General features: G+C 72.1%; 14 protein-coding genes. 9 read left to right on the top strand and 5 right to left on the bottom strand.

The features are described 5' to 3' along the window. Positions 1 to 78: 78 nt before the first annotated feature. Positions 79 to 1,197, bottom strand: coding sequence for an FAD-dependent oxidoreductase (locus tag ACLBWP_RS09860; RefSeq protein WP_447655032.1), 1,119 nt, complete (start codon positions 1,195 to 1,197; stop codon positions 79 to 81). Positions 1,198 to 1,371: 174 nt separating this feature from the next. On the opposite strand from ACLBWP_RS09860, the gene ACLBWP_RS09855 reads away from it, so the two are divergent. Beyond that, positions 1,372 to 1,590, top strand: a complete 219-nt coding sequence (locus ACLBWP_RS09855; RefSeq protein ID WP_243564069.1) for a DUF3073 domain-containing protein — start codon at positions 1,372 to 1,374, stop codon at positions 1,588 to 1,590. Positions 1,591 to 1,851: 261 nt separating this feature from the next. Here ACLBWP_RS09855 and purM read toward each other — a convergent pair whose 3' ends face one another. After that, on the bottom strand, positions 1,852 to 2,949 hold the full coding sequence (purM, locus tag ACLBWP_RS09850) for a phosphoribosylformylglycinamidine cyclo-ligase (protein WP_243564068.1): 1,098 nt from the start codon (positions 2,947 to 2,949) through the stop codon (positions 1,852 to 1,854). A 71-nt stretch (positions 2,950 to 3,020) separates the two neighbouring features. Between purM and purF the strand changes: the two genes are divergently transcribed. Then, complete coding sequence (gene purF, locus ACLBWP_RS09845; RefSeq protein ID WP_447655031.1) at positions 3,021 to 4,478, top strand: amidophosphoribosyltransferase; 1,458 nt, start codon at positions 3,021 to 3,023, stop codon at positions 4,476 to 4,478. An 82-nt stretch (positions 4,479 to 4,560) separates the two neighbouring features. Here purF and ACLBWP_RS09840 read toward each other — a convergent pair whose 3' ends face one another. Then, positions 4,561 to 4,956, bottom strand: a complete 396-nt coding sequence (locus tag ACLBWP_RS09840) for a hypothetical protein (RefSeq protein ID WP_447655030.1) — start codon at positions 4,954 to 4,956, stop codon at positions 4,561 to 4,563. Positions 4,957 to 5,064: 108 nt separating this feature from the next. Between ACLBWP_RS09840 and ACLBWP_RS09835 the strand changes: the two genes are divergently transcribed. Continuing rightward, on the top strand, positions 5,065 to 7,653 hold the full coding sequence (locus tag ACLBWP_RS09835) for a LuxR C-terminal-related transcriptional regulator (protein WP_447655029.1): 2,589 nt from the start codon (positions 5,065 to 5,067) through the stop codon (positions 7,651 to 7,653). A gap of 313 nt (positions 7,654 to 7,966) precedes the next feature. Here the strand turns inward: ACLBWP_RS09835 and ACLBWP_RS09830 are convergent, their stop codons facing one another. Then, the gene (locus tag ACLBWP_RS09830; protein WP_243563211.1) at positions 7,967 to 8,329 is read right to left on the bottom strand and encodes a sterol carrier family protein; all 363 of its coding nucleotides are present in this window, start codon (positions 8,327 to 8,329) and stop codon (positions 7,967 to 7,969) included. A 57-nt stretch (positions 8,330 to 8,386) separates the two neighbouring features. On the opposite strand from ACLBWP_RS09830, the gene purD reads away from it, so the two are divergent. Both purD and ACLBWP_RS09820 read left to right on the top strand, forming a co-directional pair. Beyond that, on the top strand, positions 8,387 to 9,655 hold the full coding sequence (gene purD / locus ACLBWP_RS09825) for a phosphoribosylamine--glycine ligase (protein WP_447655028.1): 1,269 nt from the start codon (positions 8,387 to 8,389) through the stop codon (positions 9,653 to 9,655). Further along, a complete protein-coding gene (locus ACLBWP_RS09820) occupies positions 9,652 to 10,527 on the top strand; it encodes a phosphoribosylaminoimidazolesuccinocarboxamide synthase (protein WP_447655027.1) in 876 nt (291 codons plus the stop codon). The genes purD and ACLBWP_RS09820 overlap by 4 nt, the downstream gene beginning before the upstream one ends. Positions 10,528 to 10,773: 246 nt before the next feature. Here ACLBWP_RS09820 and ACLBWP_RS09815 read toward each other — a convergent pair whose 3' ends face one another. Continuing rightward, the gene (locus tag ACLBWP_RS09815) at positions 10,774 to 11,979 is read right to left on the bottom strand and encodes a PP2C family protein-serine/threonine phosphatase (RefSeq protein ID WP_447655026.1); all 1,206 of its coding nucleotides are present in this window, start codon (positions 11,977 to 11,979) and stop codon (positions 10,774 to 10,776) included. 197 nt (positions 11,980 to 12,176) lie between these two features. Here ACLBWP_RS09815 and ACLBWP_RS09810 point away from each other — a divergent pair, with 197 nt between their 5' ends. Genes ACLBWP_RS09810 through ACLBWP_RS09795 form a run of 4 tightly spaced genes read left to right on the top strand, consistent with a single transcriptional unit; the run spans position 12,177 to position 15,830 of the window. Next, positions 12,177 to 13,118, top strand: a complete 942-nt coding sequence (locus tag ACLBWP_RS09810) for an ABC transporter ATP-binding protein (protein ID WP_447655025.1) — start codon at positions 12,177 to 12,179, stop codon at positions 13,116 to 13,118. Beyond that, positions 13,115 to 13,930 (top strand): ABC transporter permease, encoded by an 816-nt coding sequence (locus ACLBWP_RS09805; protein ID WP_447655024.1) that lies wholly within the window; start codon positions 13,115 to 13,117, stop codon positions 13,928 to 13,930. The genes ACLBWP_RS09810 and ACLBWP_RS09805 overlap by 4 nt, the downstream gene beginning before the upstream one ends. Before the next feature lie 23 nt (positions 13,931 to 13,953). Next, complete coding sequence (locus ACLBWP_RS09800; RefSeq protein ID WP_447655023.1) at positions 13,954 to 15,207, top strand: sensor histidine kinase; 1,254 nt, start codon at positions 13,954 to 13,956, stop codon at positions 15,205 to 15,207. Beyond that, a complete protein-coding gene (locus ACLBWP_RS09795; protein WP_447655022.1) occupies positions 15,204 to 15,830 on the top strand; it encodes a response regulator in 627 nt (208 codons plus the stop codon). The genes ACLBWP_RS09800 and ACLBWP_RS09795 overlap by 4 nt, the downstream gene beginning before the upstream one ends. Positions 15,831 to 15,835: the final 5 nt, after the last annotated feature.

The raw sequence follows: 15,835 nt of genomic DNA, 5'->3' as shown, positions 1-15,835 counted from the left end.
CCGCTCGGTGCGAGGCAACAACCTCGCACCGAGCCAACAACCTCGCACCACGCCGCCTGCCCCGTGCACCGTTCGAGGTCAGTCGCTGGCCAGGACCGCCATCACCTGCCGTGCCGTGCGGCGTCCGGCGCGGTTGGCCCCGATCGTCGAGGCCTGGGGACCGTAGCCCGCCAGGAACAACCGCGGCTCGTCCACGCTCTGCCCGTCGACGACGGCCACGCCGCCGTGCTCGGTCCGCAGGTGCAGCGGTGCGAGGTGCCGCAGGTCGGCCCGGAAGCCCGTGGCCCAGATGATCGCGTCCGCGTGCACGTGCTCGCCGTCACGGGAGAGCACCCCGTCGGGCTCCACCGCCGCGAACATCGGCTCGTCGTGCAGCACGCCGTGGTCCAGGCCCTGCTGGATGCGGCGCGACACCGGCACTCCGGTTCCGCTGACGATGCTCGGCAGCACCTCGCCGGCACGGGCGGCCTGGTCCTGCTCCGCCACCGCGGCGACGGCGGACTCCACGTCGAGCGCCGAACCGTCGCTCCACACCATCGGCCGCCGGGTGAACCACCGCGTCGACCGGGCGACGCCGTCGAGTTCGAGCAGGAACCCGATCGCGCTCGTGCCACCGCCCACCACGACCACGTCCTGCCCGGCGAACTCGCTCGCCGCCCGGTACTCCGTGGTGTCGACCTGCCGACCCGTGAAGGTGTCACGGCCGGGGAACCACGGCACGAACGGTGTTCCCCAGGTGCCCGAGGCGTTCACCACGGCCTCGGCGACGATCTGCTGCTGGTGGCCGTCGGCGGACCGCACCGACACCTGCAGACCACCCTCGACGCGCGTGACCGCCGTCACCGCGACGGGTCGGCGGACCCGGAACTCGTGGTGTTCCTCGTAGCGGCGGTAGTACTCGCCGACGACGTCGCGCGCCGGTCGACCGCGGTCCGCGTCCTCGAACCGCAGCCCCATCTCCGGCATGCCGGGCAGGTCGTGGACGCGGTGGGCCCAGCCGAGCCGCAGCGCCTCCCACCGGAACTGCCACGCGCCTCCCGCCCCCGGCGCCCGGTCCAGGACCACCAGGTCGGACCCGGGCTCGAGTCCCAGGCGGCGCAGGTGGTAGGCCACGGACAGCCCGGCCTGCCCCGCGCCGATGACGACCACGCGCGCGTGCTGGTCGACGGGGACGAGTCCGGACGTGGGGTCGGTCATCACGTCCGATTCTGCCGGACCACCGGTCGCGATCGGGCTCGGCGTGCGGCGGGTCCGGACAGGGGTACATGGTAGAGTGATCGGCAGATTTGCAACCACGAACCGTTCGGATTCCCGGGTGATGACTCGTCCCCCGTACGACCGGACACGAGCCGACACACGAGGGGGTCACGCATGGGGCGCGGCCGTCAGAAGGCAAAGCACACCAAGGTCGCTCGGGAGCTGAAGTACTTCAGCCCGGAGACGAACTACGGTGCACTCGAACGCGAGCTCGCTTCCGGGCAGCACTCGGACGAGGACTACACCGACCGCTGGGCGGACCAGTACGGTCCCGAGCAGCTCGACGAAGACGACGAGTTCGAGCCCCAGCAGGACCAGAACAAGTCCGCCTGACCTGGGCTGGATGACGCCGCGCGCCCTCGGGCAGCGCGGCGTTCTCGTGTGCGCGGGGGCACGCACGCGCGGCGCATCGCGGGCGCACGCCGCCCGCGCGACACCGCCGACGTCGTACGACATCGACCATGTCGCCTCGCGGGCGGCCTGCCGCCCGAGCGACACCGTGGACGTCGTGCGACATCGAGCATGTCGTTCCAAGTCGGCACGTGACCCGCGCGTGCCCGCGCGCGCCCACGCACACGCACCCGCGCGCCAGCCTCAGCCCGCGTAGGCCCCGGTCAGCCGCACCGCGCCCCCGTCGACGCCCTTCGCACCCTGCTCGAACCCGTCGAGCTCGCGTGCGGACATCGACACGACACCGACCGGCCACGACGCCATGCCCGCGGCACCGAGCGCATCGACGACCGCCGACGCAGCACCGGCATCCACGACGGCGAACATCCCGATGCCGAGGTTCCACGTGCCCTCGGTGTCCTCGATCGGCGTCCCCGCCATGTCGGCGAGCACGCGGAACACGGGCAGGGGCTCCCACGTTGCACGGTCGACCTCGACCCACGACCCGACGGGCAGCACGCGCGCCAGGTTCGCCGCGATGCCACCACCGGTCACGTGCGACATCGAGTGCACCGCACCGGGGTGGTCCGCCAGCAGCCCGAGCAGCGGCGTCGTGTACAGCCGCGTCGGTTCGAGCAGCGCTTCACCGACGGTGCCGGAGCCGAACTCGGGCAGCGTGTCGGTGTAAGAGACCCCACGCGTGGACAGGATGTGCCGGACGAGCGAGTACCCGTTCGAGTGCAACCCCGACGAAGCGATCGCGATGACGACATCCCCGTCGAGAACCAGCGGAGCGCCCAGGACGTCGGACGCCTCAACCGCACCGACCGCGGCACCCGCCACGTCGTAGTCGTCCGGTCCGAGCAGCCCCGGGTGCTCGGCCGTCTCGCCGCCGACCAGCGCCGTGCCGGTGTCGGCGCAGCCACGGGCGATCCCGGCGACGATGTCGGCGATGCGGTTCGGCACGACCCGGCCGCAGGCGATGTAGTCCGTCATGAACAGCGGCTTCGCGCCGACCACGACGATGTCGTCGACGACCATGCCCACCAGGTCTTGGCCGATGGTGTCGTGCTTGTCGATCGCCTGGGCGATGGCGACCTTCGTGCCGACGCCGTCGGTCGAGGTCGCGAGCAGCGGTCGTGAGAAGTCCTTCAAGAACGAGACGTCGTAGAGTCCCGCGAATCCGCCCACACCCCCCAGCACCGAGGCGTTGTGGGTCGCCGAGACGGCGGACTTCATGAGCTCGACGGCCAGGTCACCGGCAGCGGTGTCGACGCCGGCCTCGGCGTAGGGGTTGGGCATACGTCGTCCTCCGCGGGGCATGGCAGACTTGTTCGGTACCACCCGATCCTACGGTCTGGAGCACTCCGCGCATGTGCGGCATCGTCGGCCTCGTCAACCAGGGGCCAGCAAACCAATCCATCTACGACGCACTGCTCCTGTTGCAACACCGGGGACAGGACTCGACGGGCATCGCCACGGTCGAGGGGCACATCCACCACATGCACAAGACGCGTGGGCACGTGCGCGAAGCGTTCCGCACCCGCGACATGCGTGCGCTGCTCGGCACCATGGGCCTGGGGCACGTGCGGTACGCCACCAAGGGCGCCGCCAGCAACGAAGAAGAAGCACAGCCCTTCTACGTGAACGCGCCCTACGGCATCGTCCTGGTGCACAACGGCAACCTCACGAACACGCGTGAGCTCACCCGTGAGCTCTTCGACATCGACCGCCGGCACCTCAACACCAGCTCGGACACCGAGCTGTTGGTGAACGTGCTGGCGCACGAGCTGCAGGGCCAGGTGCGGGGCAAGGACCTCGACCCCGGGCAGGTGTTCGACGCCGTCGAGCGCGTGCACGAGCGCGTCGAGGGCTCGTACGCCGCCATCGCCACGATCGCCGGGCACGGCCTGCTGGCGTTCCGCGACCCGTACGGCATCCGGCCACTCATCCTGGGGCACCGGTTCAACGAGGCCGAGAAGTCCGAGTGGGTCGTCGCGTCCGAGTCGCTCGTGCTCGAGTCCGGCGGCTACGAGATCGTCCGCGACGTCGCCCCGGGCGAGGCCGTGTTCGTCGAGATGGACGGCACGATGCACACCCGGCAGTGCGCCCGGAACCCGCGCCTGGTGCCGTGCTCGTTCGAGTACGTCTACCTGGCCCGCCCCGACTCGATCATGAACGGCATCTCGGTGTACGACGCCCGCCTGCGCCTGGGCAACCGGCTGGCGGACACGATCGCGCAGTACGCCCCGACCGGCGACATCGACGTCGTGATGCCGATCCCGGACTCCAGCCGTCCCGCCGCCATGCAGGTCGCGCAGAAGCTCGGCATCGAGTACCGCGAGGGCTTCTACAAGAACCGCTACGTCGGCCGCACGTTCATCATGCCGGGGCAGGCCGAGCGCAAGCGCTCGGTCCGGCAGAAGCTCAACGCGATGTCGTCCGAGTTCAAGGGCAAGAACATCCTGATCGTCGACGACTCGATCGTGCGCGGCACGACCAGCAAGGAGATCGTCGAGATGGCCCGAGCAGCCGGCGCCAACGAGGTCACGTTCACCAGTGCCGCGCCGCCGGTCCGCTACCCGCACGTGTACGGCATCAACATGCCGACGCGTGCCGAGCTCATCGCGCACGACCGGAAGATCCCGGACATCAACCGCGTGCTCGGCAGCGACCACCTGATCTACCAGGAGATCGGCGACATGCAGGACGCGATCATCGAGGGCTCCGACGTCACCGACCTCGAGATGAGCTGCTTCACCGGTGAGTACGTCACCGGCACGGTGAGCCCGGAGTACCTGTCCTGGGTCGAGGCCAACCAGCTCAGCTGACCGCGGCTGCAGACGCAGCCCATGACAGACGGGAGGCCCGGTGCCAGCTGGCACCGGGCCTCCCGTGTGTGGATGGTGGCGGCTACGGCCGCTGGTCGCCCTGGTCCTCGACCTCGCCGTCGACCGTCTCGGGCGGGGTCTCGACGGCGACGCGTTCGGCCGTCAGGTCGGCGGCGCGGCGGGCCAGCACCCGGTCGAGGACGATCGCCACGAGCGCGCCGACGAACCCGCCGACCGCGACGCCCCACAGACCGAAGTAGCCGACCAGGCCGCCGAAACCGACGGACTCGGTCTGCCCGCCCCGGTCGATGTTGAGGGTGAGCGCGATGACGACGACCACCACGAGGAAGCCGACCACGCCGCCGCCGATGATGAACACGCCGAACTTGGGAGCACGGCGGATGGTCACCCGGTCCGAGGACGAACCGGCGGCGGGCCGCGGATCCGGGGTGTCGTCAGGTCGGTCGGTGTTGCTCACACCCCCATTGTCCCCCACTGTGGGACGTCCCGTGGCCTGCCACCGCACCCGGTTCCGGGAGAGGATGGTCCGTACTGATCGGTATCCCACCGGGGGAGGTGACGCTGGATGACACGGACGGACGAGCTGGGCTCGCGCGGTCGTCGGGTTCCGGCGCGCATCGCGTGGCCGATCGTGCAGCGTGCGGAAGAGGACCGCGCCGTCGCGGTCGTGGCCGAACACCACACCAGCGTGGCGCTCGTGGGTGCGCCGGGGCTCGGCAAGAGCACCGCCGCCGCCCGCGTGACCGATCGGGTCGCAGGGCGCGACCCCGACGGGCGCACGCTGCTCGTGCCGATCACGGCGGTCGCCACGGGGACCTCGATGCCCTTCGGCGCGATCTCCGAGCGCTTCGGCGACCTGCCGGCCGAGGTGCTGTCCGACGAGACCGGGTCCGAACGACGACTGCGCGAAGCGGCTGACGCGGTCGACCGTGACCTGCTGATCCGGATCGACGACGCCGACCACCTGGACGCGATCTCCGCGCGCTACGTCGCCTGGTTGGTCCGGAACCAGCACGCACGCCTGGTGCTGACCTGCCGCGACTTCACCGCGCTGGCCGAACCGCTGCGGTCACTGTGGCAGGACGACCTGCTCGAGCGGATCGACCTGGGCCCCCTCGACCTGCAGGACACCGCACGACTGATCGAGCAGGCGCTCGACGCGCCCCTGGAGTCGGCCTCAGTCGAGCGGGTCCACCGCGCGACCGACGGCAACCCGCTGTACCTGCGCGAGGTCGTGCGCGCGGCGCTGACGTCCGGTGCGCTCGAGCACACCGCGTCCGGGTGGTACTGGCGCGGACGGATCACGGCGTCGAACAGCTTGGCCGACATGTACCGCACCGAGCTCGGGTCGCTGCCGGGGGACCTGCGCGACGTCGTCGACATCGTGGCCCTGGCCGACCCGATCCCGCTGTCCCGCCTGCTCGGGCTGGTCGGTGGCGGGGACGTCGACCACGTGGTCGCACTCGGCCTGGTCCGCATCGACAGCCTGGCGGACGGCGCACCGATCGTCCGGCCCTCGCACCCGCTGATCGGCGAGGTCGTGCGCTCCCTGGTGCCCGTCGCCCGCCGGACGACGCTCTTCGCCCGTGCCAACGCCTTCCGGGCGGACCACCACGAGGGCGCGACCCCGGCGGCCCGGCTGCGTGCTGCGCTGTGGGCACTCGAGTGCGGCGTCCGGCCACCGGTCGCCCAGCTGCTCGACGCGGCACAGGTCGCGAGCGGCCTGCAGGAGCTCGAGAGCGCGATCGCCCTGAGTTCCGCAGCGCTGCGGGTGGACCTGACCCCGACCGAACGCGTCGTCGCCCTGTGCCTGCGGTCGCTCGCCCGGGGGTACAGCATCGGACGCGAAGCCGGGCGCGCTGACGCGCAGGCTGCGTGGGACCTGGTCCGGTCGCGCCGAGGAGAGGTCGCCGACGCCGTCGTGATCGACGCGTGCGAGACCCTCGCCAACATCCGGCAGTTCCACGACGACGACACGATGGCAGCCGTCGCGATGACCGACGCCGCCGTCGACTACGTCGCGAGCCCCGACGCCGTCGAACGGCTGCGGCTGCTCGGCCTGGCACACCTGGGGTGGGGCGGGCACTTCACCGAGGTCCGCGACGAGGTCGAGCGGTCCGGGATCGTGCACGCGCCGACCGTACCGATGGGGTTCCTGTGCCTGGCGCCGTGTGCCGTGACGGCCCTGGCGACCGCCGGTCGCCTGGACGACGCAATGGCCCTCGGAACGGCGTGCCTCGCCACCGCGACCGTGCACGTCGAAGACGCACCCTGGAGCGTCGGCGAACTGCTGTCGGTCATGCACCAGGTGCAGGTCTGGCGCGGCGACTTCGACGACATGATCACGTCGATCTCGGTCAAGCGGTCGAACCCCTTCCTGAAGTACGACTTCACGCTCGAGCTGATCGGCGCCGGCAACCTGGCGATCGGGCAGCGCCGGTGGGACGACGCGGTCAGTGCGTTCTCGGCGGCATGCGAGCGGTACGCGATCGCCGACTCCGGCGGTTTCGGCGCCTACCCCTGGGCGCGACTGGCGATGGCGCTGGCATCCGCCGGCCGCGCCGAAGCAGCGACGGCCGCGATCGAACGATGGCGCGCCACCCCGCAGCGGGCGATGCGCATCACGGGCGAACAGATGGCCTCGTCGGTCGCCTGGGCCGAGGTGCTGCTCGGCAACCCGCTCGGCCTCGAGCACGCAGAGGACATCATCGCCCGGTCGACCGCCGCCGGGTCGTGGACCGAGGTGTTGTCCGGCCAGATGATCGTGCACGCCGCGGCGCTCGTCCGTGGACAGGACCTCGCGCCCACACTCGACGCGCTCGGTGTCGCTGCGGGCCACGTGGACGGCCCCCTCGCACACGCCGTGCGGGAGTACGTCGCCGCGAACCAGTCCGGCGACCGCACCCGGATCGTCGCCTCGTACGGCGCCCTGGCACGGTGCGGGCTCTACGTCACCGACAACCTGGCCCGTCCGCCGTTGACGCGGCGCGAGTACGAGGTCGCCGAGCTGGCGGCGCAGGGGCTGTCGAACCGGCTCATCGCCGAACGGCTCGGACTGTCCGTGCGGACGATCGACGCGCACCTGTCGCGGGTGTTCCAGAAGTGGGAGCTGCACGCGCGGTCGGAGCTGGCGGACCTGCTGCACGTCGCCTGACGCCTGGACCGGACGGCCGGCGGGACGTCGTTGTCCTGTCGGTCGAGCGGCTGCGGGGCGTCCACATCCGGCGGATTCGTTGCGCATTGCAGCACGCCACGCCGGACGGTTTGACACGGGACGCAGAACATCGCGTACCGTTGCCCCTGTTGCCGGGTTCGGACCCGTTCGGGTCGGGTCCGAATCCCGGTGACACCAACGCTATGACCGCGACGCGGATCGGCACATCGGTAGGTGCTACCTAATTCGATCCCCGCGGGTACGCACCGGCGTGTCGAGCCGGCTCGTGTTCGGATCAGCTCGTGTTCGCTCGTCAGGGTGTCGTGCGCACCGGCAGGAACGACGCCAGGTCGGCACGCGACCCCGAGGCGCTGACCTTCGTCGCCACGGCCGGGTCGTCCCAGCGCATCGCTCCGGTCGCCAGCGCGATCCACGTGGCGGCGTCGGTCTCGATCACGTTCGGCGGGGTGCCGCGGGTGTGTCGCGGCCCCGGGACGGCCTGGACCGCCGCGAACGGCGGCACCCGGACCTCCACGCTGTTGCCCGGCACGTCCTCGGCCAGACGCTGGAGCGTCCACCGCACGGCCGTCGCGACCGAGGGGCGGTCCGTCGCTCCGTCGACCACGGCCCGCAGCGCGGCCGACCCCGCAGCGTCGTCGATCGTCCTGCCCGGCATGTCCACAGGCTAGCCGGTGCACTGCGGCGGGGCGCTCCGTCTCGGTAGGGTGATCGGGTGCGAATCCTCGTCCTCGGTTCCGGTGCCCGCGAGCACGCCATCACCACGGCGCTCCTGGCCGAACAGGCCGGTCACGTCATCACCGTCGCGCCCGGCAACGCCGGCATCGCGGCCGACGTCGAGACCGTGTCACTCGACCCCACCAACGGCCCGCTCGTCGCCGAGTACGCGCTCGAGAACGACATCGAGCTCGTCGTCGTCGGGCCCGAAGCGCCGCTGATCGCCGGTGTCGCCGACCCGCTCCGCACCCGGGGCATCGCCGTGTTCGGGCCGAGCAAGGCCGCTGCGGCGCTCGAGGGCTCGAAGGCCTTCGCCAAGCGCGTGATGGCCGAAGCGGGGGTGCCGACGGGCCGTCCGGTCTCCGCGGGCACCCTCGACGAAGCCGTCGCCGCGATCGACGAGCTCGGTGCTCCCCACGTCGTCAAGGCCGACGGGCTGGCCGCGGGCAAGGGCGTGCTCGTGACCGAGGACCGCCAGGCCGCGATCGACCACGCCACGTACTGGCTGCAGCACGGTCCGGTCGTGATCGAGGAGTTCCTCGACGGCGAAGAAGTCTCCCTGTTCTTCCTGAGCGACGGACACGACGTCGCGGCACTCAGCCCGGCCCAGGACTACAAGCGCCTGGGCGACGGCGACGTCGGCCCGAACACGGGCGGCATGGGTGCGTACTCACCGCTGCCGTGGCTCGCCGACCGGTGGGGCTCGGAAGCCGCGTTCGTGGCCGAGGTCGCCGACCTGGTGGCACTCCCCACGATCCGCCGGCTCGAGCACGAGGGCACCCCGTTCGTCGGCCTGCTGTACTGCGGGCTCATCGTCACCGAGCAGGGCGTGCGGGTCATCGAGTTCAACGCCCGCTTCGGCGACCCCGAGACCCAGGTCGTCCTGCCCCGGCTCACCACGCCGCTCAGCACGCTCCTGCTCGCAGCCGCCACCGGACAGCTCGGCGGCGTGCCCGCGCCGGCGTTCAGCGACCAGGTGGCGGTCACCGTCGTCCTGGCCAGCGAGGGCTACCCGGAGAGCCCGAAGACCGGCCGCACCCTGACCGGTGTCGATGCCGCGAACGCCCGCCCGGGCGTCTCGGTGCTGCATGCTGCAACCGGGGTGCTCGACGGCGAGCTCGTCGCGACCGGGGGCCGGGTGCTCAGCGTCGTCGCCACCGGCACCGACTTCACCCAGGCCCGCGAGCGCGCGTACGCCGGCCTGCACGACATCACGCTGCCGGGTGGCCAGTTCCGCACCGACATCGCGGCGAAGGTCACCCGATGACCGCCCCGCACGTCGACGGCTGGCGGCACGTGTCGTCCGGCAAGGTCCGCGAGCTCTACGTCCCCGCAGACGCGGCGACCGTGGCCGGTGCGACCGAACTGCTGCTGGTGGCGTCGGACCGCGTCAGCGCCTACGACTTCGCACTCGAACCGCCCATCCCCGGCAAGGGCGAGCTGCTCACGCGGTTGTCGCGGTTCTGGTTCACCCAGCTCGGTGACGTCCCGAACCACCTGCTCGGCCCGTCGGCCACCAGCACGCCGGTGCCGTCGTCCGTCGCGGCACGCTCCATGCACGTCATGCCGCTGACGATGTTCCCGGTCGAGTGCGTCGTCCGCGGGTACCTGGTCGGCAGCGGGTGGCTCGAGTACCAGCAGTCGGGCAGTGTCTGCGGCGTCGAGCTGCCGGCCGGCCTGTCGAACGGCGACCGGCTGCCCGAGCCGATCTACACGCCGGCGTACAAGGCACCCCAGGGCGAGCACGACGAGAACATCTCCTACGAGCGCACCGAGGAACTCGTCGGGCCGGACGTCGCCGCGACCCTGCGCGAACTGTCCCTGCACGTGTACTCCGAAGCGGCGGCCATCGCACTGCAGCGCGGGGTCATCATCGCGGACACCAAGTTCGAGTTCGGCCACGACGCCGCCGGACAGATCCGCATCGGCGACGAAGTCCTGACCAGCGACTCCAGCCGCTACTGGGACGCCCGCTCGTACGACGACGGCAACCGCACGGACTCCTTCGACAAGCAGATCGTGCGCGACTGGCTCAGCGCCCACTGGGACAAGCAGGGCACGCCGCCGGTGCTGCCCGACGAGATCGTCGAGCGGACGGCTGCGCGCTACCGCGAGCTCATCGAGCGCCTCGGCGCCTGACCCGAACGGCGTCTGCGTCCGCGTCGCCCGGCACCCGCCCGGCCGCTTGACCGGTCACAACACCCCGCTCACGTCCGCCGACCGGTCACGAACCGTCGCTCGGCACGCCTCGGAACGACGATCTGCGACCACTCGGCGGCCGCCGACGGGGTGTTGCGACCACTCAGCGGACCGACAAGCACGAGCGCCAACACGAGCACCCGCCGCCGGGCACCCCGCACCCGCCGCACGAGCGCCCGGCGCCCGTCAGGCGTCGCGCGCCACCACGACGACGGTCAGGTCGTCGCCCGGGTCGTGCGACAGTGCCCGCGCCCGGATCCGCCCCAGGAACGTCTCGACGTCCGCCGACCCGCGGTACAGCCCCCCGAGGCGGGACAGCGACGCCAACGTGGAGTCCCACAGCTCGAGCGCGCCGTCGCTGACCAGGATCAGGACGTCGCCGGGCTCGAGCTCGAGCGACCCCGTCGAGCGTGCGAACCCGATCGGGTGCAGGCCGAGCGGCAGGTCGAGCGACCGGTGGATGGTCTCGGTGCCGTCGTGGTGCAGCTGGAGCACGAGCCCGTGTCCCGCGTCGATGAACTCGACCGTGCCGGTGGCGGGTTCGAGCACCCCGTGGAAGAGCGTGGCGAAGGACTCGGCGCGGCTGAGTTCGGGCGCCACCTGGGCCTCGACGGCGCCGATGGCCCCCGGCGCCGGCGCGGCACCGTGGGCGAGCAGCGCGCCGCGGATGTTCGCCGCCAGCAGCCCGGCGGACATGCCCTTGCCCATGACGTCGGCGAGGGTGACGTGCAGGCCCCGGTCGGAGACGTGCCAGTCGTGGAAGTCGCCGGACACGACGCCGTGGGGCACCGACATCCCGGTGACGCGGTACCCGGGGACCTCGACGGCGCCCGGCTCGAGCCCGGCCAGGACGGAGCGCACGCGGTCCTCGTCGGCGCCGGCGGCGAGTTCGCGTTCGGCCCAGATGCCGAGTTCCTGCAGCAGGGCGACGTCGTCGTCGTCGAGCGTGCGCGGTGCGGGGTCGATCAGGCAGAGCGTCCCGACCTTCACGTGCTCGTCGCCCAGGCGGAGCGGCACCCCGGCGTAGAACCGGATGTTCGGGTCGCCCGTGACCATCGGCAGGTCGCGGAAGCGGGCATCGGCGGTGGCGTCGGGCACCAGGACGGGTCCGGGGCTGGCCAGCGTGCGGCCGCAGAAGGTGTCCTCGAGCGGGATCGTCGGGCCGAAGGGCTTCTCGCCCTGCTGCGACTTGATCGTGAGGTGCTCGTCACCGGCCAGGTTGAGGAAGGATCCCGAGACGCCGAAGGCCTCGCGCGCGATGCGGGTGATCCGTTCGAACCGTTCCTCGGCACCGCCCTGCACGACGTCGAGGGCCGCCAGGAGCGCCGCCCGCCGCACCGCGTCCGTTGCGGGAGAGGTCGACTGCACCGCGCTCGCGGTCTCGGCTGCCATGCCCTCCACGGTAACGCGCCGACCGGACAGCGCCTGTCCCCAGATCGGAGGACGTCTGCCCCCAGAAGACGGGCCACGCGCGAGCAACCCCTGGTCACGAGGCTGCCGCCCGAGCGGCCCCGCCCGTGACAGAAGTCATGCCACATCCGTGACGGACGCCCCATGGGCGTGTTGTGGACGAGCGGGACGCTGGAGCCATGAACGAGACAGCGGCCCGGGACGACATCCCGGTCATCGAACTCAGCGGCCTGCGCAAGCGCTTCGGCGCCGTGACCGCCGTCGACGGCATCGACCTGACGATCCGTCCGGGCGAGGTCGTCGCCCTCCTCGGCCCGAACGGCGCCGGCAAGACCACGACCGTCGACCTGGCGCTCGGCCTGTCGACCCCCACCGAGGGGTCGGCCCGCCTGTTCGGCGCGGACCCGCGCCGTGCGGTCGTCGACGGCCGGGTCGGCGCGATGCTGCAGGGCGGGGCGTTGCTGCCCGACATGACGGTGCGCGAGGCCGTCGCCCTGGTCGCCGCGGCGCACCGCACCCCGATGCCGATCGCCGAGGCGCTGGAGCGCGCCCGGTGCACCGACATCGCCGGGCGGCGGGTGAACAAGCTGTCCGGCGGGCAGCTGCAGCGCGCACGCTTCGCCGTCGCGGTGGTCTCGGACCCCGATCTGCTGGTGCTGGACGAGCCGACCGCCGCGATGGACGTCGAGGCCCGGCACACGTTCTGGGCGTCGATGCGGGACTTCACGGACGCCGGCCGCACGGTCGTCTTCGCCACCCACTACCTGGACGAAGCCGACACGTTCGCCGACCGCATCGTGATCCTGCGGCACGGGCGGGTGGTCGCCGACGGCTCCCCCGCCGAGATCAAGGCCGTCGCCGCGACACGCACGATCCGTTTCCGCGGTGTCGCTGACAGCGAGCACGTCGCGCTGGCCGCGCTGCCCGGCACGGTCGGCCTGGAGGCCCGGCACGGCTCCGTCACGCTGCGCACCGACGACTCGGACACCACGCTCCGGGCCCTGCTCACCATGTTCCCCGCGGCCCACGACGTCGAGGTGGTCGCCTCGACCATGGACGACGCCTTCCTCGCCCTGACCTCGGACGCCACGTCCGTCGACCCGATCGGAGTCTCCGCATGACCGCCACCGCCGCGACCGACGTCGCCGCTGCCCCGCGCGCACTCGCCCCCTCCATCGGCGGTGGTCGCCTGCCGGTCCGCTACGTGCTGCTCGAGACGAAGCGCCAGCTGCGCAACGTCCGGGCGATGGTCTTCACCTTCGCCGTCCCCGCCGTGATGCTGCTGGTCTTCGGTGCGGCCTACGGGTCGCAGACCGACCCCACGACGCACCTGCAGTACCTGGTCGTCACGACAATGCAGATGGCGTCGTACGGCGCGATGATGGCGGCACTCAGCCAGGCCTTCGCGATCGTCAACGAACGCTCGATCGGGTGGAACCGGCAACTCCGCGTCACACCGCTGTCCGGGTGGGGCTTCATGGTGTCGAAGGTGATCGCGGCGATGGCCTTCGCGGCGATGTCGATCGTCGTCACACTGCTCGTCGCCGTGTTCGCCCTGCATGCCTCGCTCGACCTCGGGCACTGGGCTGCAGCCGCGTTCGGCATCTGGTGCGGTGTGGTGCCGTTCGCGCTGATCGCGATCCTGATCGGGCAGTTCGCCAAGCCCGCGTTCGCGCAGCCGCTGTTCATGGTGGTGTTCATGGGCCTGGCGATCCTGGGCGGGCTGTGGGTGCCGCTGTCGATCATGCCGGCGTGGATGGGCGACGTCGCGCACCTGCTGCCCTCGTACTGGCTCAACCGCATCGGCCAGATGGGTGCTGGTGCGACCGGCACGGCGGGCATGCTCGAGCCCGCGATGGTGCTGACCGGGTGGGCGGTGCTGCTCGGCGCCGTCATCGTGTGGCGCTACCGCCGCGACGCGGCGCGACAGTGACCGAGCGCCCTACGCTGGCCCACGTGGACGACGTGACGGACGTGCGACAGGCCCCACGGGCCTCCCGTCCGTCACGTGCGTTCCCGTGGGCCGCACCGCCCAGCTCCGACCAGGCGGAGATCGCGCACGCGCGCCGACGCTGGTACGGCGGGGCGGTCTTCGGGCTGCTGTGGCAGTCGCTGCTGATCGTCGCGCTGTGGACGGACGGCCGGTCGGTCGGCGACCACGCCGTCGCGACCGCGGCGCTCGTGGTCCTGTACGCGCTGTACATGATCGCGCCCGAACTGATGTGGCGCCGCGGGATCACCGGGCGCCTGGTCGTCGTCGGCGGCTTCGCGCTCTGCTCCGCACTGATGCTCGCGGTCATCGGCCTGTTGGCGGTGTGGTCGTGGCTGCTGCTGGTGTCGCTGTCGGGCTTCGTCGCGGCGCGGCTGTGGGTCGCGATGGGGGTGACCGGGCTGACCGTCGCCGCACAGCTGGGGGTCGCGGCCTCGCTGGGCTGGGACGCCGCCTCGGCCTCGGGGATCCTGTTCGCCCCCTTCATCACGGTGTCCGTCGGGGCGTCGATGCTGTTCTTCGGGCGTCAGCGCGAGGCCGAGGACCGCCTGGGCGACGCGCAGGACGAGATCACCCGGCTGGCGGTGGTCGAGGAACGCGCCCGGTTCTCCCGCGACCTGCACGACGTGCTCGGGCACTCGCTGACCGTGGTCACGATGAAGTCCGAGCTGGCCGCACGGCTGGTGGACAGTGACCCCGCGCGGGCGAAGGCCGAGATGCAGGACGTGGAACGACTGTCCCGCGAGGCACTGCAGGGCCTGCGCCAGGCGGTCAGCGGGTACCGTGAGGCCTCGCTCGACGCCGAGCTGGTCTCCGCCCGCGCCGCGCTGTCGGCGGCCCAGATCGACGCGGACCTGCCCGCGACCGGGGACGCTGCCGCGACCGACGTGCGCAGCCTGTTCGCGTGGGTGCTGCGCGAGGGCGTGACGAACGTCATCCGGCACGCGGCGGCCTCGGCGGTGCGCATCACGATCACCCGCACGGCGCTGACCGTCGAGGACGACGGCACCGGGGTGCTCGGCTCCCCCGCCGGGCCGACGGACGGTGCGCCCGTGGTCGGGGCGCCAGTGGTCGGGGCGCCCGTCGTGGGTGCGCCCGTGTTCGGCGGCAACGGGCTGCGCGGGCTGTGCGAACGGGCGGACGCCGTCGGGGCCTCGGTCCGGACCGGCACGAGCGACCTGGGCGGCTTCCTGCTGCGGGTGGAACGAGGACGACGATGACCGACACGATCCGGGTGCTGCTCGCCGACGACCAGGCGCTCGTCCGCGGAGCCTTGGCATCGCTGCTGTCGCTCGAGCGGGACATCGACGTCGTGGCCCAGGTGGCGCGGGGCGACCTGGTGCTCGACGCCGCGCGGGAGAGCGGCGCGACCGTTGCCCTGCTCGACGTCGAGATGCCCGGCGCCGACGGCCTGACCGCGGCAGCCCAGCTCGCTGCCGAGCTGCCCGGCTGCCGGTCGCTCATCGTCACCACGTTCGGCCGACCGGGGTACCTGCGGCGGGCGCTCGAGTCGGGTGCCGCGGGCTTCGTCGTCAAGGACACCCCCGCCGAGCAGCTCGCCGACGCCGTCCGTCGCGTCGCTGCCGGGCTGCGCGTGGTCGACCCGGTGCTGGCGGCCGAGTCGCTCGCGGCGGGACCGTCGCCGCTGACCCCGCGGGAGACCGACGCCCTGATCGCCTTCCGCACCGCGCCGACCGTGGCGGGCGTCGCGGGCGCCCTGCACCTGTCCGAGGGGACCGTCCGGAACCACCTGTCCGCCGCGATCGGCAAGACCGCCGCACGGAACGCGACCGAGGCACTGCGCGTCGCCGCCGACAACGGGTGGCTGCTCGGGTCCGCGTAGGCTTG

It is taken from the genome of Microbacterium sp. M1A1_1b, assembly GCF_053345565.1.
Note: the sequence above shows the minus strand (reverse complement) of the source record. Positions and strands in the feature narration are given on the sequence as shown.

Excerpts from the sequence above, each read along its gene's own strand:
- ACLBWP_RS09860 (WP_447655032.1), bottom strand. The coding sequence starts at position 1,197 with ATGACCGACCCCACGTCCGGACTCGTCCCCGTCGACCAGCACGCGCGC.
- ACLBWP_RS09855 (WP_243564069.1), top strand. The coding sequence starts at position 1,372 with ATGGGGCGCGGCCGTCAGAAGGCAAAGCACACCAAGGTCGCTCGGGAG.
- purM (WP_243564068.1), bottom strand. The coding sequence starts at position 2,949 with ATGCCCAACCCCTACGCCGAGGCCGGCGTCGACACCGCTGCCGGTGAC.
- purF (WP_447655031.1), top strand. The coding sequence starts at position 3,021 with ATGTGCGGCATCGTCGGCCTCGTCAACCAGGGGCCAGCAAACCAATCC.
- ACLBWP_RS09835 (WP_447655029.1), top strand. The coding sequence starts at position 5,065 with ATGACACGGACGGACGAGCTGGGCTCGCGCGGTCGTCGGGTTCCGGCG.
- ACLBWP_RS09830 (WP_243563211.1), bottom strand. The coding sequence starts at position 8,329 with ATGCCGGGCAGGACGATCGACGACGCTGCGGGGTCGGCCGCGCTGCGG.
- ACLBWP_RS09820 (WP_447655027.1), top strand. The coding sequence starts at position 9,652 with ATGACCGCCCCGCACGTCGACGGCTGGCGGCACGTGTCGTCCGGCAAG.
- ACLBWP_RS09815 (WP_447655026.1), bottom strand. The coding sequence starts at position 11,979 with ATGGCAGCCGAGACCGCGAGCGCGGTGCAGTCGACCTCTCCCGCAACG.
- ACLBWP_RS09810 (WP_447655025.1), top strand. The coding sequence starts at position 12,177 with ATGAACGAGACAGCGGCCCGGGACGACATCCCGGTCATCGAACTCAGC.
- ACLBWP_RS09805 (WP_447655024.1), top strand. The coding sequence starts at position 13,115 with ATGACCGCCACCGCCGCGACCGACGTCGCCGCTGCCCCGCGCGCACTC.
- ACLBWP_RS09795 (WP_447655022.1), top strand. The coding sequence starts at position 15,204 with ATGACCGACACGATCCGGGTGCTGCTCGCCGACGACCAGGCGCTCGTC.